Raw genomic sequence first — 16,642 nt, forward strand, 5'->3', positions numbered from 1 at the left:
CGGTAGGGGAGAAGAAAGCGCAGCAGGCGAGCGCGCCGTCACGATACGGCGCGCTCGCCCGCTATCTCGGGATCAGGTTTCTGTTGATCATCCCGACTGCCTGGATTCTCGTCACCGTCGTCTTCTTTCTCATGCGTGTGATCGGTGACCCGATCACCGCCGCCCTCGGCGGTCGACTACCCGCCGAACAGATCGCCCAGCGCAAGGCCGAGGCCGGATACGACCGGCCGATCCTGACGCAGTACTGGGAGTACCTGACCGGGTTGTTGCGCGGCGACTTCGGCCGCTCCGCCACCGACAATCGCGCGATCAGTGACGTCCTGCTCGTCAACGGTGCTGCCACACTGGAATTGGCGTTCTGGGCGCTGCTCGTCGCGTTCGCGGTCGGCATCCCGCTCGGGTTCTACGCCGCCACCCATCGCGACCGGTTCGGTGATGCGTCGCTGCGAATCTTCGCGATCCTGGCGTACGCGGCCCCGGTATTCTTCGTCGGCATGCTGCTCAAGCTGCTGTTCGCCGTCAAGCTCGGCTGGCTGCCGGTCGCCGGGCGGGCCAGTACCAATGTCGAACTGGCACTGCAGAACGTCTCCCCGAAGACGAACATTCTGATCATCGACTCGTTCCTGTACGGCGACACCGGTTACACCGTCGACGTGCTCGAGCACGCGGTTCTGCCCGCTCTTGCGCTCGGACTGCTGACGGCCGGTGTGTTCCTGCGATTGGTGCGAGTCAACCTGATTCAGACGTTGCAGGCGCCGTTCGTCGACGCCGCCCGCGCGCGCGGGTTGAGCGAGGGCACGGTGACGAGGCGACATGCGTTCCGTAACGCCATGATTCCCATCGTCACCGTCATCGGACTGCAGATCGCCGTCCTCCTCGGCGGTGCCGTACTCACCGAGACGACCTTCGAGTGGCAAGGACTGGGCTACGAACTCGCCCGTTATCTGCAGGCCCGCGATTTCGTTGCCGTGCAAGGCATCGTGACGTTCCTGGCCGTGGTGGTCGCCGTCGTCAGCTTCGTCACCGACGCGATCGTCGCCCTCATCGACCCGAGAGTGAGGTTCTGATGAGCACCGAAGTCGTGCTGTCCGACGTCCCTCCCACCCGTCCGCACCGCAGAGGGTTCCCCGGCGTCGCGTTCGTGAAGTCCACCTCGGGATTGCAGCGGGTCACGCTCATCGTCGGGTTGGCGCTGATGGTGGGGTTCGTGATCGCGGCGCTGTTCGCGCCGATTCTCGCGCCGTACGGTTTCTCGCAGACCAGTGACGCCGGTGCGGATTTCGCCCGCCAAGCCGCGCCGTCCGCGGATCACTGGTTCGGTACCTCGGTTCGCGGTGAGGACGTGTTCTCGCGGGTAATCTACGGTGCCAGAACCGCATTGATGGTCATCGCCTCGTCTCTGGTGCTGTCCCTGATCATCGGCGTTCCGCTCGGTCTGGCCTCGGGCTACATCGGCCGCTGGTTCGACCGGGTGCTCGTGCTGTTCATGGACGCGATGTACGCATTCCCGTCTCTGCTTCTCGCCGTGGTCATCTCGATCGTCGTGGCAGGCGGTCAGTCGTCGAGTTTCGGCGGTATCGCCTCCGCGGCCATCGCCATCACGGCGATCTTCGTGCCCCAGTACTTCCGGGTGGTCCGCAACGCGACGGTCGCCGTCAAGACCGAACCGTACGTCGACGCCGCGCGGGTGACCGGAGCCGGCACGCCGCGAATTCTGTTCCGGCACATACTCGCCAACGTGGTGCAGACACTGCCGGTCATCATCACGCTCAACGGAGCCGAGGCCATCCTCACCCTCGCCGGGCTCGGTTTCCTCGGGTTCGGGATCGAGCCGACCTCCGCCTCGGAGTGGGGATACGACATCAACAAGGCCCTACCGGACATCTCCAACGGCATCTGGTGGACGTCGGTGTTCCCAGGCCTGGGCATCGTGCTGGTGGTCCTCGGTCTGACCATGGTCGGTGAAAGTGCAAGCGAGACACTCAATCCGCTGCTGCGCACTCGCAAGAAGTTCAAGAAGGCGGTGAAGGTATGACATCGAGTGTCGTGACTCCACGCGAGTCCGCATTGTCGGTGCAGTCGTTGTCCGTTTCGTTCGTCACCGATGCCGGCGAAGTCGATGCCGTCACCGAGGTCTCGTTCGAGGTCTATCCCGGTGAAGTTCTCGCCGTCGTGGGGGAGTCGGGGTCGGGTAAATCCGTCAGTGTCCGCTCCGCCATCGGGCTGCTGCCCGATACCGCGCGAGTCGACGGGCACGTGGTTCTCGGCGGGCAGGACGTCACCACGCTGAACGACAAGGCGTGGGCGAGGCTGCGGGGCAACAAGATCTCGATGGTGTTCCAGGAGCCGGGCAGTGCTCTCGATCCGCTGTTCACCATCGGGTATCAGATCGTCGAGGCGCTGCGCGCGCACACCCGCGCAGACGGTAAACGGATGGGCAGTAAGGATGCCAAGGCGCGGGCCATCGAGTTGTTGACGATGGTGGGGTTGCCGAACCCCGAGCAGCGCTTCTCGTACTACCCACACGAGCTCTCCGGTGGCCAGAAGCAACGCGTCATGATCGCGATCGCCATCTCGTGTGAGGCGAAAGTCATCATCGCCGACGAGCCGACCACCGCCCTCGACGTTACTGTGCAGGCCGAGATCCTCGAGCTGCTGCGCGATCTGAAAGACCGGCTCGGGTGCGCCATCGTGCTGATCACCCACAGCATGGGCGTCGTGTCCGATCTGGCGGACCGCGTCGTCGTCATGCAGAACGGCCGAGTCGTCGAGGAAGCGCCGGTGGCACAGCTGTTCGACGCCCCCGAAGACGAGTACACCAAAAAGCTGCTGGCCGCGGTGCCGACCCTTGCTGCAGTGGAGTCGGACAAGACCGTCGACACGTCGGGCGAGCCGGTACTCGAGGTCTCGCAGCTGGTGGTGCAGTTCTCCGGTGGGGTCGGCTCCTCGGCATTCCGAGCGGTCGACGACGTCTCGCTGACCATCCACCGCGGCGAAACCCTCGGTCTGGTGGGCGAATCGGGCTCGGGTAAGTCGACGATCGGCAGGTGCGTTGCAGCGCTCCAGAAGCCGACCAGCGGCAGCGTGACGGTGATGGGACAGAACATCGCCGGCGTGAGCGAGCGCAAGCTCAAGCCCTTGCGCAAGCGATTCGGCTTCGTCTTCCAGGACCCGTCGGCGTCGCTGAACCCGCGGCTCACCGTCGGACAGTGCATCGCCGAGCCGATGATCGTGCACAAGTACGGCTCCAAGGATGCGATCGCGGCCAGGACCACCGAGCTGCTCGACGCCGTGCAACTACCGTCCGGCACCGACAAGCGTTACCCGCACGAGCTGTCCGGTGGGCAACGGCAACGCGTCAGCCTGGCGCGGGCACTGGTGCTGGGACCGGATCTGGTGGTCGCGGACGAGCCGACCAGTGCACTCGACGTCTCGGTCCAGGCGGCCGTGCTCGACCTGTTCGAGGCGCTGCAGCGGGAGTTCGGTTTCGCCTGCCTGTTCATCAGCCACGATCTGGCGGTGGTCGATCGCGTCGCACATCGGGTGGTGGTGCTGCGGGGCGGCCAGGTCGTCGAGCAGGGCACGCCGTGGAAGATTCTGCGCTCGCCGGAGGAGGAGTACACGAAGAAGCTGTTGGCCGCCATCCCGGGCAAGCGGCTGCGCACGTAAATTCTTCCCGCCAGCGGGCACTCCGGTACCGTTAGGGCGCTATCTGCGCCGCTACGCACGGTTCGCGTGCTTGGGGGCGCTGACATGAACGAGTACACAGGCTGGAGCCGAATGACCGAGGAATCCCAACCCACGAGCGCAACTCACTCGGGCGGTGCCTCCTACGCGGCGGCCGGGGTCGATATCGCCGCAGGAGACCGAGCAGTGCAACTGTTCGCGCCACTCGCCAAGAAGGCCAGCAGGCCCGAGGTCATGGGCGGTCTCGGTGGTTTCGCCGGTCTGTTCGCGCTCAAGGGCGACTACCGCGAGCCGGTCCTGGCTGCCTCGACCGACGGAGTCGGCACCAAGGTGGCCGTCGCCCAGGCCCTCGGCAAGCACGACACCCTGGGTCTCGACCTCGTGGCCATGGTCGTCGACGATCTGGTCGTGTGCGGAGCCGAGCCGCTGTTCCTGCAGGACTACATCGCCGTCGGCCGTGTCGTTCCCGAGCAGGTCGCGGAACTGGTCAAGGGCATCGCCGAGGGCTGCATCATCGCCGGTTGTGCGTTGCTCGGCGGCGAGACGGCCGAACACCCGGGGCTGATGGCCGACGGTGACTACGACCTTTCTGCCACCGGCATCGGCGTCGTGGAGGCGGACTCGATCCTCGGACCCGAGCGCGTTCGTCCCGGCGACGTCGTCATCGGCATGGGATCGTCCGGTCTGCATTCCAACGGCTACTCGCTCGCTCGCAAGGTGCTGCTCGAGATCAACCACATGGATCTCGGCGGACACGTCGAGGAGTTCGGCCGCACACTCGGCGAAGAACTGCTCGAGCCGACGAAGATCTACGCCAAGGACTGCCTCGCACTCGCGGCCGAGACCGACGTGCGTACGTTCTGCCACGTGACGGGCGGCGGACTCGCCAACAACCTCTCGCGCGTCATGCCCGAGGGTCTCGTGGCCGAACTCGATCGGACCACGTGGAGCCCGGCCCCGATCTTCTCCCTCATCGCGCAGCGCGGACGCGTCGAGCGGGCCGAGATGGAGCAGACGTTCAACATGGGTGTCGGCATGGTCGCGATCGTCGCCCCCGAGGACGTCGATCGTGCTCTGGCAGTACTGACTGCACGGCACATCGACTGCTGGACTCTCGGCACGGTCAAGAAGGCTGCGGGCAAGGACGTCGCCGACGAGCGCGCGCTGCTGCTGGGTAATCACCCGAGGTTCTGACCGGCCGGTCACACGACGAACAAGTGAGGGGGAGCCGCGGTGCGGCTCCCCCTCAGTCGTTCAATGCACAGTTTCTAGCGTCGCCAGTCCTCGTACTCGTCTTCCTCGACTCGGGAATGCACATCCGAGTCAGAGTGGATGCCGCCACGATGGGAGTTGGACGAACCACCGGAGAGCTCTCTTTGCAGACTCTCCAAGTCCGTTGTCGGCGAGCTGTACTTGAGCTCACGAGCGACCTTTGTCTGCTTTGCCTTAGCCCTGCCTCGGCCCATGGCGGTGCCCCCTCGCGGACTTGCGGGGCGGCCTGGGGAAATTTGGCGGCCCCGTTAGAGTTGGTATTTCTTCCTGGCACACACTCTAGCGCGCGAATCGCCGCGATGCGCATACGGCACCACGTGTCGATGCCGGGCCCCGCGGCGCGACACGCCCGGGGCAGGGGTCCGCGCTGCCTGTACCTGCGCATATCCGTGCTCAGGCGAACTATCTTCGCGCTACGACACGAAAACAGTAGTGCTGCGCGTCATGGCCTCCGCGACGATTTCAGCGCCGCCGCCGCGTCGCGGTACACCTTCGGTGCCAATCCGGGCTCGTCCAGAAGAGTCTGCATCGCCGCGGCGTCCCGCCCCTCGAAGAGCATCCGCACCGTCACCGCGTGCCGAGGAACCGATTCGACCGTCACCGAATCACCGGCGGCGAAGACCCCGGGCTCGAGCACTCGGAAGTAAGCGCCCACATCTCCCTGGGCCGTGAATCGGCGAACCCACCCCGGCTCGCCCATCCACCGCGCGAACGTGCCGCAGGGCTTGCGTGCGATGGTTGCCTCCAGCGTCACCGTGCCGATGCGCCACCGCGTCCCGATCACCGCGTCGGTCACCGGGACGCCGCTGGTCCGCAGATTCTCGCCGAACCGTCCTGGCTCGACGGGCGCACCCAGCTGATCGGCCCAGTACCGGGCTTCTGCCTCGTCGTAGGCGTACACGGCTTGATCGAGACCACCGTGGAACTTGGTGTCGCGACAGTGGTCCCCGCCGATGCCGAGCTCGTGCACATCCACCGGGCCGTGCACGGGCCGCTTGTCGATGCCACTGTCGACGACGCCGCGCCGCCCGAACGGGACGTCGGCATGCACCACGCAGACCGCCGAGACGGACCCGGTCACCGGCCGCGTAGGCGATCGACGGCCGCGCGGCCGGCCTGCACGTCGTCGTACGAGGGGATGGAGTCGGGGTCGATCGACGCCGCACACGGACCCGCCTCCAGGGCGGCGTCCACCGGAATCGTTCTCTTGACCAGCGCGAGGGCAACGGGCCCGAGCTCGAAGTGGTCGACAACGGTCCCCAGACGCCCCACCGCGCGGCTACCGGCGGTGACGGGATCGCCGGTCACGGGCCGTCCGTCGGCGGAACCGTCGAGATGCAGGAGTACCAGGTGACGCGGCGGTCGACCGAGGTTGTGCACCCGCGAGACGGTCTCCTGACCGCGATAGCACCCCTTCTCCAGGTGAACCGCGCCGAACTCGGCTGCACTGCCGATCCATCGGACCTCGTGCGGAATGGTCTTCTCGTCGGTGTCCACGCCCACCCGCGGTCGCACCGATTCCACCCGCAACGCCTCGTACGCCCACGTTCCGGCCGGGGCAGCACCGGCGTCGCGGAGGCGAAGGAACCAGTCGCTCAGGCCTGCTCGGGGGACGACGACGTCGTACGAGTTCGGGCCCGGCCAGGGCATCCGCCGGACGAAGCCGCCGCCGTCCACTGCCGACGCGCCGTAGATCTCGCTCGGAACGGGGAGGCCTGCCTTGTCGAGGATCGACGCCGCGTCGGATCCGAGGACGGAGAGAACGACGAGTTCGTCGGCCTCTCTGGGTTCGGCCTTGGCCCAGAAGACCATCTTCTTCAGGAACGACAGCAGATCCGGTCCCTGTGCACGTTCGGTGTCGATGTAGGTGACCCCGCCCAGATCGGTCTGAACGAAATGATGCTCGATGCGGCCGTTGACGTCCAGGCTCAGGTTTTCGGCCGAGCTGCCGTCGGGCAGATCCGACACGAGTTGGCTCGAGATCGTGTTCAGCCAGCTCGACCGCTCGTCGCCGCTGATGGCAAGCACGAATCGGTGGGATCGATCGATGACGGCGGCTGCGCTGACGGCACTGCGTTGTTCGCCGAACGGATTGCCGTAGTGCCAGGCGACGCCGGCATCGACGCTGTCGTCGGGAGAGGGCACTGCGCCGGGGAGAGTGAGAAGAGGACTCGGGGTGATCGTCACAGGATCGGACACCACTCCATAGTAGGAGCACCCGGCCACAGCCTTTAGGGTGGCGGCATGTCGGAGTCGGTAGTGGTGACGTTGGACGGCCGAGTGCACGACGCGGATCGGCCGTTGCTGTTCGCCGACGATCTGGCTGCCGTGCGTGGTGACGGCGCGTTCGAGACGCTGCTGGTGCGTGACGGCTCGGCCTGCGGCGTCGAGCTGCACCTGGCGCGTCTGGCCGTGTCGGCGGCGGCCCTGGATCTTCCCGTCCCCGATCCGGATGCCTGGCGCGCAGTGATCGAGCAGTCGGTCGGCCTGTGGACGGAGAAGTCCACGGACGAGGGCGTTCTGCGGTTGGTGCTGAGCCGTGGTCGTGAGGGCGGCGGCGATCCGACGGCGTTCGTGACGCTGGGGCCACTGCCGGGTCGAGTGCGAAACGCCCGGGAGAACGGGGTGTCGGTGATGACGCTCGATCGGGGCTACTCGGTCGACTTCTCCGCCGGTGCGCCGTGGCAGCTGGCAGGCGCGAAGACGTTGTCGTACGCGACCAACATGGCCGCGCTGCGCCACGCTGCCCGCCAGGGCGTGGACGACGTGATCTACCTCAGCAGCGAGGGCAGAGTGCTCGAGGGACCCCGGTCGACGGTGGTGGTGGCGCGCGGTAAGACTCTCGTCACACCGTCGGTCGAGCAGGGCATCCTGGCGGGCACCACAGTTGCCGCCCTGTTCTCGGTGGCCGAGGCGGCCGGCTGGACGTGCGAGCACGGACATCTGTATCCAGCGGATCTCATTGCAGCGGACGGTGTTTGGCTCGTTTCGAGCGTCACGCTGGCTGCGCGGGTGACATCGATGAACGGCGTCGTTCTGGGGCGGCCCAGCCGCGCGGACGAGGTGCCCGAGATGGTCGATCTCGCGGTGGAGACCGTCCGGATGCTCTGAGGGTCCAATGGCCCTGTCGAAAGACTCTTCCCTACTACTACTCGTAGTAGTACATTCGAATCAGTCGCGGGCCAATGCCCTGACCTGCGGTGTTGCCCGTCACAGCTCGGGCGGAAGAGTTCGGAGTATCGATGGACGCGTTGGATGTCTCGCGGTGGCAGTTCGGTATCACCACCGTTTATCACTTCATTCTCGTACCCCTCACCATCGGCCTCGCGCCGATGGTGGCGGCCATGCAGACCATGTGGGTGATCACCGGCAAGGATTCCTGGTATCGACTGACCAAGTTCTTCGGCAAGCTGTTCCTCATCAACTTCGCACTCGGCGTCGCAACGGGAATCGTGCAGGAGTTCCAGTTCGGAATGAACTGGAGCGAATACTCACGATTCGTCGGTGACGTGTTCGGTGCACCCCTCGCACTCGAAGGGCTGGTCGCGTTCTTCCTCGAGTCCACGTTCCTCGGTCTGTGGATCTTCGGATGGAGCAGACTACCCAAACTCGTTCACCTGGCGACCATTTGGCTCGTCGCCATCGGCGTCAACGCCTCGGCCTTCTTCATCATCGCAGCCAACTCCTGGATGCAGCATCCCGTCGGCGCGATCTACAACGAAGAAACCGGCCGCGCCGAGCTGACCGACATCTGGGCGCTGCTCACCAACAACACTGCGCTGGCGGCCTTCCCGCACGCCGTAGCAGGTGCATTCCTCACCGCCGCAACCTTCGTCGCAGGCATCTCCGGATGGTGGATGGTCCGCGAGGCTCGAAAGAAAAAGGCCGAGAACGAGATAGCTGCGGTCCCAGCCACCGACTCGCGCCAGATGTTCCGATCGGCAGCGCGCATGTCCTTCATCGTCATGATCGTTGCGGGTGGGGCGCTCGCCATCACCGGAGACATTCAGGGCAAGCTCATGTTCGAGCAGCAGCCGATGAAGATGGCCTCCGCAGAATCGTTGTGCGACACCGAAACCGGAGCCAGCTTCTCGCTCCTGACCGTGGGTACCCACAACAACTGCGAATCCGTGGTGCACCTCATCGCGATCCCCGGCCTCACCTCGTTCCTGGCGGAGAACGACTTCGGTGCCACCGTGCAGGGCGTCAACCAACTACAGGATCAGTACGAGCAGCAGTTCGGACCGGGCAACTACAAGCCCAACCTGTTCGTCACCTACTGGGCGTTCCGGATGATGATCGGCCTGGCCGCAGGCTCTGCGTTGCTCGCTGTCGCAGGACTGTGGGTTACCCGAGGTGGCCGGATTCCCGACCAGAAATGGTTCTCGTGGCTGTCGCTGCTGGCCATTCCGACGCCGTTCCTGGCCAACAGTGCCGGCTGGATCTTCACCGAAATGGGGCGTCAGCCATGGGTTGTCGCGCCCAACCTCTCGGGAGTCGATCAGATCCGGCTCACCGTCGACCAGGGCGTCTCCGACCATCCCGTCGGCCTCGTCGTCGCCTCGCTGGTGACGTTCACACTGCTGTACGCCGCTCTCGGAGGTGTCTGGTTCTACCTGCTTCGGCGCTACGTCATCGAAGGACCTCTCGACCACGACGCGCACCCGCACGTCGACCCACCGGAATCGGAAGACGATGAGCCCAAGCAGCTCTCGTTCGCGTACTAGGGGATAGCAATGTCATTGCCCGAATTCTGGTTTCTCATCATCGCTTTCTTCTTCGTCGGCTACTTCGTGCTCGAAGGCTTCGACTTCGGCGTCGGCATGCTCATTCCCATTCTGGGTAGGCACCCCGACCCCGTGACGGGGGAGAAGCGTCGTCGCGCAGTTCTCAACACCATCGGCCCGGTCTGGGACGGCAACGAAGTCTGGCTCATCACTGCAGGCGGTGCCCTGTTCGCGGCGTTTCCCGAGTGGTACGCCACGTTGTTCTCGGGCTTCTACCTGCCGTTGCTGTTGATCCTGGTGGCGCTCATCCTGCGCATCTGCGCCATCGAATGGCGCGGCAAGATCGACGACCCGGTGTGGCGTCGTCGCTGCGACATCGGCATCGGCATCGGCTCGTGGGTTCCGGCGGTGCTGTGGGGCGTCGCGTTCGCCAACATCGTCCGCGGAGTCGCGATCGACGAGAACAAGAAGGTCACCGCAGGGTTCTTCGATCTCCTCAACCCGTACGCACTGCTCGGCGGAGTAACGATGGCCGTGGTGTTCGCACTGCACGGTGCCGTGTTCATCGCGCTCAAGACCTCCGGCGACGTCCACGAGGACTCGGTGAAAATGGCAGCGTGGCTGTCGGTTCCGGCAGTGCTCGTCGGTGGAGCCTTCGCGCTGTGGACACAACTCGCGTACGGGAAAACCTGGACGTGGGTACTCGTCGCGGTGGCAGCAGTCGCCCTGCTGCTCGTCGTCGCGCTGACGGGGAAAGTACGTGAAGGCTGGGCCTTCGTCTTCACCTGCATTGCCATCGTCGCCGTCGTCGTGCTGCTGTTCGCGTCCCTGTTCCCCAACGTGATGCCGTCCAGCACCGACGCCGCCTTCGATCTCACCATCGCCAACGCGTCGTCCAGCCCCTACACGTTGACGGTGATGACGTGGGCTGCGGCCTTCGCTGCACCCGTCGTCCTCGGCTACCAGGCGTGGACGTATTGGGTCTTCCGGCAACGTATTTCGAGCGCCCAGATCCCCGACTCGATCGGGCTGTCGGTGAAGTCGTGACCGCACCCACCACTTCGCGGACACGGCCGAAGGGCCCGGTCGATCCGCGACTGTGGAAGTACTCGCGCTCCGCCCGCGGCTACGTGCTCGTCACGGTCGCGCTGTCGACCGTGGTCACCCTGTGCATCATCGTGAGTGCACTGGCAATCGGACGCGTGCTGGCCGGCGTCATCACCGACCCGTCGGCCAGATCGTTGTCCGCATGGACGACGGAACTGGTCGTCCTGGCCGGTGCAACAGTGGTTCGGGTGCTCGCGACCGGAGCTCAGTCTCGTTACGCACACCGGTCGGCGTCGCGGGTCGTCGCCGAGCTGGAGATCGAAGTACTCACGACGGCAACGCGATTCGAGCCTCGCGAGCTGGACGCCGAGCGCGAGGAACTGGCCGTCGTCGTGACCCGCGCCATCGGCGGACTACGGGCGTACCTGACCGGCTATTTGCCGGCGCTGGTGCTGGCCGTCATCGTCACCCCGTTGGTCCTGATCGTCATCCTCACACAGGATCTGACGTCGGCCGCCATCATCGCCGTGACCCTGCCGCTCATCCCCGTCTTCATGATCCTGATCGGCTTGCTGACCAAGGGCCGGGCGGCCGCCACGCTCACCACGATGACCAGGTTGTCTGCGCAACTGCTCGATCTGTTGGCAGGCTTGCCGACTCTGCGCGCGCTCGGGCGCGAGCACGGACCGGCCGCTCGTGTTCGTGCATTGGGCGACGCCCATCGTCGAACGACCATGCGCGCACTGAAGATTGCGTTCCTGTCGTCGATGGTGCTCGAGTTGCTCGCGACGCTGTGTGTAGCGCTGGTTGCCGTCGGCATCGGGCTGCGGCTGGTGTTCGGCGAGATGACACTCGAAGCCGGCATCATCGCGCTCGTCCTCGCGCCCGAGGTGTACTTTCCACTGCGCGCGGTCGGCACCCAGTTTCATGCGGCCGAGGACGGCGTCGAGGCAGCCGATCGTGCATTCCGGGTGTTGGACCGGCGAACAGCGCGGCCGACCGGTGGCCGCACCGTCGACACGACAGCCGTCGACATCGAGCTGGACGGGCTCGGCGTTGCGAGTCGGGACGGAGCGGCACCAGCGGAGCTGAGTGCGCTGTGCCGGGCGGGCACCGTCACGGTCCTGACCGGACCGAACGGCGCAGGTAAAACGACTGCGCTGCACGCGATCCTGGGGTTGACTCCGCCGTCGACCGGCGCGGTGAGCGTCGGGGGAGTGCCGATCGCCGAACTCGATCTCGAACAGTGGTGGGCGCAGGTGGCCTGGCTCCCGCAGCGGCCGGTGTTGGTGCCGGGCACGCTCTACGACAACGTGACCCTGCACGGAATCCCCGACTCGGCTGCACTGGAACTCGCCTGCCGCGCAGCCGGATTCGACGAGGTGCTTCGAGAACACCCCGAGGGCTGGGACACCCGCGTCGGGCAGAGTGGGGTGGGGCTTTCGCTCGGCGAGCTACAGCGCCTCGCACTGACACGTACCTTCGTGTCCGATGCTCCGGTGATGCTGTTGGACGAGCCGACGGCACACCTGGATCCGGTGAGTGAAGCGACTGTGCTGCAGGCGGTTCGAGATGCCGCCGACCGCGGCGTCACCGTGGTGATGGTCGGTCATCGGCGTTCGGTGCTGCATGCCGCCGACCGCATCGTCGAGGTCCGCAGCGACTCGACCACGAAGCGGGAGTTCGAGCATGTCTGATCTGCGACGAGCGCTGGCGCTGCTCGAGCTGTCTCCGCGCAGAGTCGTACTGGCCGTGTTGGCCGGAGTGGCGACGCTGGGCAGTGCGCTCGCCCTGGCGGCACTGTCGGCGTGGTTGATCACCCGGGCGTGGCAGATGCCACCGGTGCTGGACCTGTCGGTTGCCGTCGTAGCCGTTCGGGCGCTGGGTATCTCGCGCGGGGTGTTTCGGTATCTCGAACGCTTGACCACCCATGATGTGGCGCTGCGCGGAACGACGGCGGCCCGCACGAGAATCTACGAGAGATTGGCGAACGGGAACGGCGCGGTCGCACTGCGACGGGGTGACGTTCTGGCGCGCACCGGTGCGGACGTGGACGTTCTCGGTGACGTCGTCATCCGGGCCGTCGTTCCCATCTGTGTGAGCGTGCTGATGATGCTCGCGGCCGTGGGCCTGCTCGCGGGAATCGCACCTGCCGCCGCATCGATTCTGGCGGTGGCATTGCTGATCGCCGGCGTGGGTGCACCGATACTCGCGGCCCGGTCGGCGAGGATCGCCGAGGAAGCCGGTGTCGAAGCCGACGTGCGCTTCGCCGAGACAGCCGTCCGCGCACTCGACCATGCGGCGGAACTGCGAGTCGCCCGTCGTCTGGACGCGACACTCGCCGAAGCCGAGGGCGCAGCACACGACTCGGTGAAAGCGCGAGATCGCGCGGCGCGTCCGTCGGCACTCGCCGATGCCGCACAGCCACTGGCGATCGGAGCGTCGGTGATCGGGTCGTTGCTGATCGGCATCGGGCTGTACGGCCCGGACGGAGGCACCGCGGGCGGCATGACGCCGATGGCGCTCGCGATCATCGTGTTGGTTCCACTGGCCGCATTCGAGGCGACCGCAGCGCTGCCCGCAGCGGCAATCGCACTGATGCGCGGCCGAATCGCGGCCACCCGAATCATGACCATGCTCGATGCGGCTCCCCATGTGAGTGGCAGCCTGAACGGGTCGTTCCGCGGGCTCCACTCCTGCCCGACCCCTGCTACGAACTTTCGCGCACATGCGCGGAGCGCAATCATCGGGCCCAGCGGATCGGGAAAGACGACGATGCTTCGGGCACTCGCCGTCGAATTCGGCTCGGATGCAGCGCTGTTCGCCGAAGACGCGCACCTGTTCGACACCTCGATTCTGGAGAACCTGCGAGTGGTGCGGGGCGACGTGGACGAAGACCAGGCAACGCAGGCATTGCGACGAGTGGGTCTCGGACCGTGGCTCGACGCGTTGCCCCAGGGCGTTCACACGACACTGATCGGTGGGGCGCAGGCGGTCTCGGGTGGCGAGCGTCGTCGACTCCTTCTCGCACGCGCACTGCTGAGCACCGCGCCCGTCGTGCTGTTGGACGAGCCGACCGAACATCTCGACAGAATCTCCGGCGAACGGATTCTGCGCAAGCTGCTCACCACCGACGACGGGCTGTTCGGTGCCGAGCGAACGGTGGTCGTCGTCACTCACCAATTGCCCGAGAACACCGACGCCGACCAGGTGATCGACCTCGGAGACAGGACTGCGAAAAAACCCTTTGCCGACTCCCGATCGCGGGCGTACGTTGGGAGTACACGAGAGAGGAGGTGGTCTGAAGTTGATGAACTCTAGGACGCGTGAGGTGGCTGTCAGCTAGCCGCAATCGCTGACGGATTCACTGCGAAGACCGCGCGAGCGGCAGGCGAATCCCAGGCAGCTACCCGGCCCCCGAGCCCCCGACCTGTCCGGTCGGGACCTGACAACAGGTATGGCTCGGGGGCCGTTCGCATGCGAACGGCCCCCGAGATCCGAAAAAGATTCTGCGTCAGCCGATGTAGCGGGTGAGGCGGGCCGACAGACGCGGTGCGAGCGGGCCGTCGGCGACGACACGTTCCTCGACGTACGCCAGATCCCCGCCCTCGACGATTCCGTACAGGCGGCGAGCTCCGCCCACCAGTGCACCCGAGGTGCTGCGGATGACGACGTCGGTGGCAAGTTCCCAGGACGACTGGGTCAGGGCATGACCGTAATACAGTTCGACGACGCCGGTGCTGTGCGTCAGCAGCAGCTCGACGACTTCTTCGTCCTTGGACCCCTTGACTCCGTCGCCGCCGCTGATGCGCCAGAACCCGGTCTCCCGAAGGTCGGGGTGCGCGTAATTACCGTCGGAATCGAGTCTCCAGGAGCGCGATTCCCAGCTGAGGTAGCTGCCGCCGTCATGGGAAACGACGATCTGCTGACCGAAGGGATAGTCGGTGTCCGTTTCGGGGTCGTGCCCCTCGCCCTGACCGCGCCACACGCCGACGAGTGGCAGCAGCGCCAGCATCGACGGGTGCAGATCGGGGCCGAGCCGCAGGTTTGCGGTGTCGTCCGGGTGAGGGATGTCGGGCAGCACCGGGATGTTGCGCGCCGACGCCTCGGCGAACTTCTGCTCGGCAGCCGAAATGGCTTGGTCACCGCTGGTGATAGGGGTGCCCAGTCCGTCGTCGATGCTGTCGGGGTTGCCCGCGCCCGGTTCCGTCACGACTCGTCGTTGACCAGTCGGTAGACGACATAGAGCGAGAACGCGATGATGGCTACTGCCGCAAGCGCCAGCAATACCTCGAAGAAGATGACCACGGAACCGAGTTTAACCCGCGGCGAGACCGGTCGATGACAACGGTCCGTTTCCGCGCTGTGGCATTGGTGACACACCATCATTTTTGCGGCCCACAGTGCCCTGGATCACTCGTAGTGATGGCGAAACCGACGCGAGCAGGTACCTTCTTCCCGGGGGCGTCGGGCTCTCAATTTCGAGAGCGCCGACGAATTCACTATGTGTGTCGTCAAGGCTGTTGTCTTGTAAGGCTGGGGAGGTCTCTGCAGAAATGCTGCGTCGTAAGCGTGTTCTGACATCGTCGTTCGGTTCCGTATTGGTTCGATCGGCGGTTGTCACAGTGGCGTTGGCCCTTGCAGCTCCCGCTGCTGCGCTGGCCGCGCCCGACTCGGGATCGTCCGATTCGGGTTCGGCAGAGTCGGGTTCGGCCGACTTCGGTTCGTCTCAGGGCCCGAATATCGATCCGAACAACTACGCGCAGGACTGCCCGGACGTACTGCTGTTGGCGGTGTCCGGAGCCACCGACTCGGACTCCGATCGCAATCCGCTCAACGAAGAAGCGCAGACGATCGCGTCGAACTGGGTCGGCAACGTCACCGTTCCGGTCGGTGAGGCGAACGCGGACAGCCCCGGCACCGTCGGCTGGCTCTACGTCCCGTATTCCTCCACCTACGGCTTCGACGTACTCGACAACGTGCCGACCTACCAGGAGTCGATCGCCGACGGCATCGCGTCGACCAATCGGTTGATGGACGAGTACAAGACCAAGTGCGGTGAGAAGACCAAGTTCGCGCTGCTCGGATACAGCGTCGGCGGCGAAATTCTCGATCGCGTGACGATGGAACTCGGCCACCGTGATCCCAATGCTCTCGTCACGTCCGACGACGTCGTCGGTGTCGTCATGGTGGGGTCGCCCTACCGCCCGGCCGGCGTGCCTAATTTCGGTGACGAGGTGGGCCAGTCCCTCGGCGGCTTCATGGATCAGTCGCCGCGGGACTACGGGTCGATGACGGACAAGGTCACCTGGTCGTGTCGTCCCTACGATCTCGCCTGCGACTCGCCGGACAAGATCGAACTGCTGCAGCTGGCGCTCGGTGTACTCGGTCAAATGCGGTTGACGCTGCTCAACCCGGTGCAGACCGTCTCCGACTTCGGTCGGACGGTTGCCTCCATTGCCACCCGCGCGATCATCGATATCGCCACGAACAAGTCGTGGCTCGAGTCGGACGAGACGCTCCTGCAGGTTCTCGTCAAAGTCTCCGACCGGCAGTATCATGTGGACGACGCAAAGGCTGCAGCAGCGCTGTCGCCCGATCAACTACTTGCCGATCTCAACTGGGCCCTCGGTCCGGGTGCCGAAACGGTGAAGGCGAAGTTGCGCGCCGAGGGCGAGGGCCTGGTGGAGAACAACAAGGGCATCGTCGACGTCGTGCTCGGCCCCTACTTGGCGATCGGCTTTCTGCAGCACCTGTCCTACTGGTATAACGACCCCAACGACGGGGTCGAGTGGGAAAGCGAAAAGATGGTCGCGTGGGTGACCGATCTCGCCCGAACCGAACGCGAGAAGAAGAACGCGCCTCCCGCGGTCGACCCGGCCACCCCCGAGACCCAGGCACCCCAGACC

At 65.5% G+C, this 16,642-nt stretch carries 14 protein-coding genes; 10 read left to right on the forward strand and 4 right to left on the reverse strand.

Features of this window, described 5'->3' with window-relative positions:
* The first annotated feature begins 71 nt into the window (after positions 1 to 71).
* The 4 genes from J1M81_RS20345 (at position 72) to purM (ending at position 4,881) form a co-directional block, all read left to right on the forward strand.
* Positions 72 to 1,067: an ABC transporter permease gene (locus tag J1M81_RS20345; RefSeq protein WP_032367512.1), complete on the forward strand. Its 996-nt coding sequence runs from the start codon at positions 72 to 74 to the stop codon at positions 1,065 to 1,067.
* Positions 1,067 to 2,035 (forward strand): ABC transporter permease, encoded by a 969-nt coding sequence (locus tag J1M81_RS20350; protein WP_032367489.1) that lies wholly within the window; start codon positions 1,067 to 1,069, stop codon positions 2,033 to 2,035. Before J1M81_RS20345 ends, J1M81_RS20350 begins: the two co-directional genes overlap by 1 nt.
* Complete coding sequence (locus J1M81_RS26710; RefSeq protein WP_206498721.1) at positions 2,032 to 3,669, forward strand: ABC transporter ATP-binding protein; 1,638 nt, start codon at positions 2,032 to 2,034, stop codon at positions 3,667 to 3,669. The genes J1M81_RS20350 and J1M81_RS26710 overlap by 4 nt, the downstream gene beginning before the upstream one ends.
* Positions 3,670 to 3,780: 111 nt before the next feature.
* A complete protein-coding gene (gene purM, locus J1M81_RS20360) occupies positions 3,781 to 4,881 on the forward strand; it encodes a phosphoribosylformylglycinamidine cyclo-ligase (RefSeq protein WP_027495851.1) in 1,101 nt (366 codons plus the stop codon).
* 74 nt (positions 4,882 to 4,955) lie between these two features.
* On the opposite strand, the gene J1M81_RS20365 is transcribed toward purM, so the two are convergent.
* The 3 genes from J1M81_RS20365 to J1M81_RS20375 form a co-directional block, all read right to left on the reverse strand.
* A complete protein-coding gene (locus J1M81_RS20365; protein ID WP_072692062.1) occupies positions 4,956 to 5,153 on the reverse strand; it encodes a DUF3073 domain-containing protein in 198 nt (65 codons plus the stop codon).
* Positions 5,154 to 5,401: 248 nt separating this feature from the next.
* Positions 5,402 to 6,040 (reverse strand): MOSC domain-containing protein, encoded by a 639-nt coding sequence (locus J1M81_RS20370; RefSeq protein WP_206498722.1) that lies wholly within the window; start codon positions 6,038 to 6,040, stop codon positions 5,402 to 5,404.
* The gene (locus J1M81_RS20375; protein WP_206498723.1) at positions 6,037 to 7,158 is read right to left on the reverse strand and encodes a folate-binding protein YgfZ; all 1,122 of its coding nucleotides are present in this window, start codon (positions 7,156 to 7,158) and stop codon (positions 6,037 to 6,039) included. The genes J1M81_RS20370 and J1M81_RS20375 overlap by 4 nt, the downstream gene beginning before the upstream one ends.
* 45 nt (positions 7,159 to 7,203) lie before the next feature.
* Here J1M81_RS20375 and J1M81_RS20380 point away from each other — a divergent pair, with 45 nt between their 5' ends.
* The 5 genes from J1M81_RS20380 to J1M81_RS20400 all read left to right on the forward strand — a co-directional run bounded on the left by J1M81_RS20380 (position 7,204) and on the right by J1M81_RS20400 (position 14,054).
* Positions 7,204 to 8,070 (forward strand): aminodeoxychorismate lyase, encoded by an 867-nt coding sequence (locus J1M81_RS20380; protein ID WP_027495854.1) that lies wholly within the window; start codon positions 7,204 to 7,206, stop codon positions 8,068 to 8,070.
* A gap of 131 nt (positions 8,071 to 8,201) precedes the next feature.
* Positions 8,202 to 9,686 carry a cytochrome ubiquinol oxidase subunit I gene (locus tag J1M81_RS20385; RefSeq protein WP_032371576.1) on the forward strand — a complete coding sequence of 495 codons (1,485 nt, stop codon included), beginning with the start codon at positions 8,202 to 8,204 and terminating at the stop codon, positions 9,684 to 9,686.
* A 9-nt stretch (positions 9,687 to 9,695) separates the two neighbouring features.
* Positions 9,696 to 10,733, forward strand: a complete 1,038-nt coding sequence (gene cydB / locus J1M81_RS20390) for a cytochrome d ubiquinol oxidase subunit II (RefSeq protein ID WP_206498724.1) — start codon at positions 9,696 to 9,698, stop codon at positions 10,731 to 10,733.
* Positions 10,730 to 12,430, forward strand: a complete 1,701-nt coding sequence (gene cydD, locus J1M81_RS20395) for a thiol reductant ABC exporter subunit CydD (RefSeq protein WP_206498725.1) — start codon at positions 10,730 to 10,732, stop codon at positions 12,428 to 12,430. The genes cydB and cydD overlap by 4 nt, the downstream gene beginning before the upstream one ends.
* Positions 12,423 to 14,054, forward strand: coding sequence for an ATP-binding cassette domain-containing protein (locus tag J1M81_RS20400; protein WP_206498726.1), 1,632 nt, complete (start codon positions 12,423 to 12,425; stop codon positions 14,052 to 14,054). Before cydD ends, J1M81_RS20400 begins: the two co-directional genes overlap by 8 nt.
* A gap of 193 nt (positions 14,055 to 14,247) precedes the next feature.
* Here J1M81_RS20400 and J1M81_RS20405 read toward each other — a convergent pair whose 3' ends face one another.
* The gene (locus tag J1M81_RS20405) at positions 14,248 to 14,913 is read right to left on the reverse strand and encodes an FABP family protein (protein WP_027495859.1); all 666 of its coding nucleotides are present in this window, start codon (positions 14,911 to 14,913) and stop codon (positions 14,248 to 14,250) included.
* A gap of 376 nt (positions 14,914 to 15,289) precedes the next feature.
* Here J1M81_RS20405 and J1M81_RS20410 point away from each other — a divergent pair.
* Positions 15,290 to 16,642, forward strand: a 1,353-nt coding sequence (locus tag J1M81_RS20410; RefSeq protein WP_241258316.1) for a cutinase family protein, incomplete at its 3' end; no start/stop codon positions are given.

Origin of the sequence: Rhodococcus sp. KRD175 (assembly GCF_017168275.1) — a bacterium.
Classification (GTDB): Bacteria; Actinomycetota; Actinomycetes; order Mycobacteriales; family Mycobacteriaceae; genus Rhodococcoides; species Rhodococcoides fascians.

What these genes read in the sequence shown, in the direction of transcription:
- J1M81_RS20350 (WP_032367489.1), top strand. Translation starts at nt 1,067, where the DNA reads ATGAGCACCGAAGTCGTGCTGTCCGACGTCCCTCCCACCCGTCCGCAC.
- J1M81_RS26710 (WP_206498721.1), top strand. Translation starts at nt 2,032, where the DNA reads ATGACATCGAGTGTCGTGACTCCACGCGAGTCCGCATTGTCGGTGCAG.
- purM (WP_027495851.1), top strand. Translation starts at nt 3,781, where the DNA reads ATGACCGAGGAATCCCAACCCACGAGCGCAACTCACTCGGGCGGTGCC.
- J1M81_RS20365 (WP_072692062.1), bottom strand. Translation starts at nt 5,153, where the DNA reads ATGGGCCGAGGCAGGGCTAAGGCAAAGCAGACAAAGGTCGCTCGTGAG.
- J1M81_RS20380 (WP_027495854.1), top strand. Translation starts at nt 7,204, where the DNA reads ATGTCGGAGTCGGTAGTGGTGACGTTGGACGGCCGAGTGCACGACGCG.
- J1M81_RS20385 (WP_032371576.1), top strand. Translation starts at nt 8,202, where the DNA reads ATGGACGCGTTGGATGTCTCGCGGTGGCAGTTCGGTATCACCACCGTT.
- cydB (WP_206498724.1), top strand. Translation starts at nt 9,696, where the DNA reads ATGTCATTGCCCGAATTCTGGTTTCTCATCATCGCTTTCTTCTTCGTC.
- J1M81_RS20400 (WP_206498726.1), top strand. Translation starts at nt 12,423, where the DNA reads ATGTCTGATCTGCGACGAGCGCTGGCGCTGCTCGAGCTGTCTCCGCGC.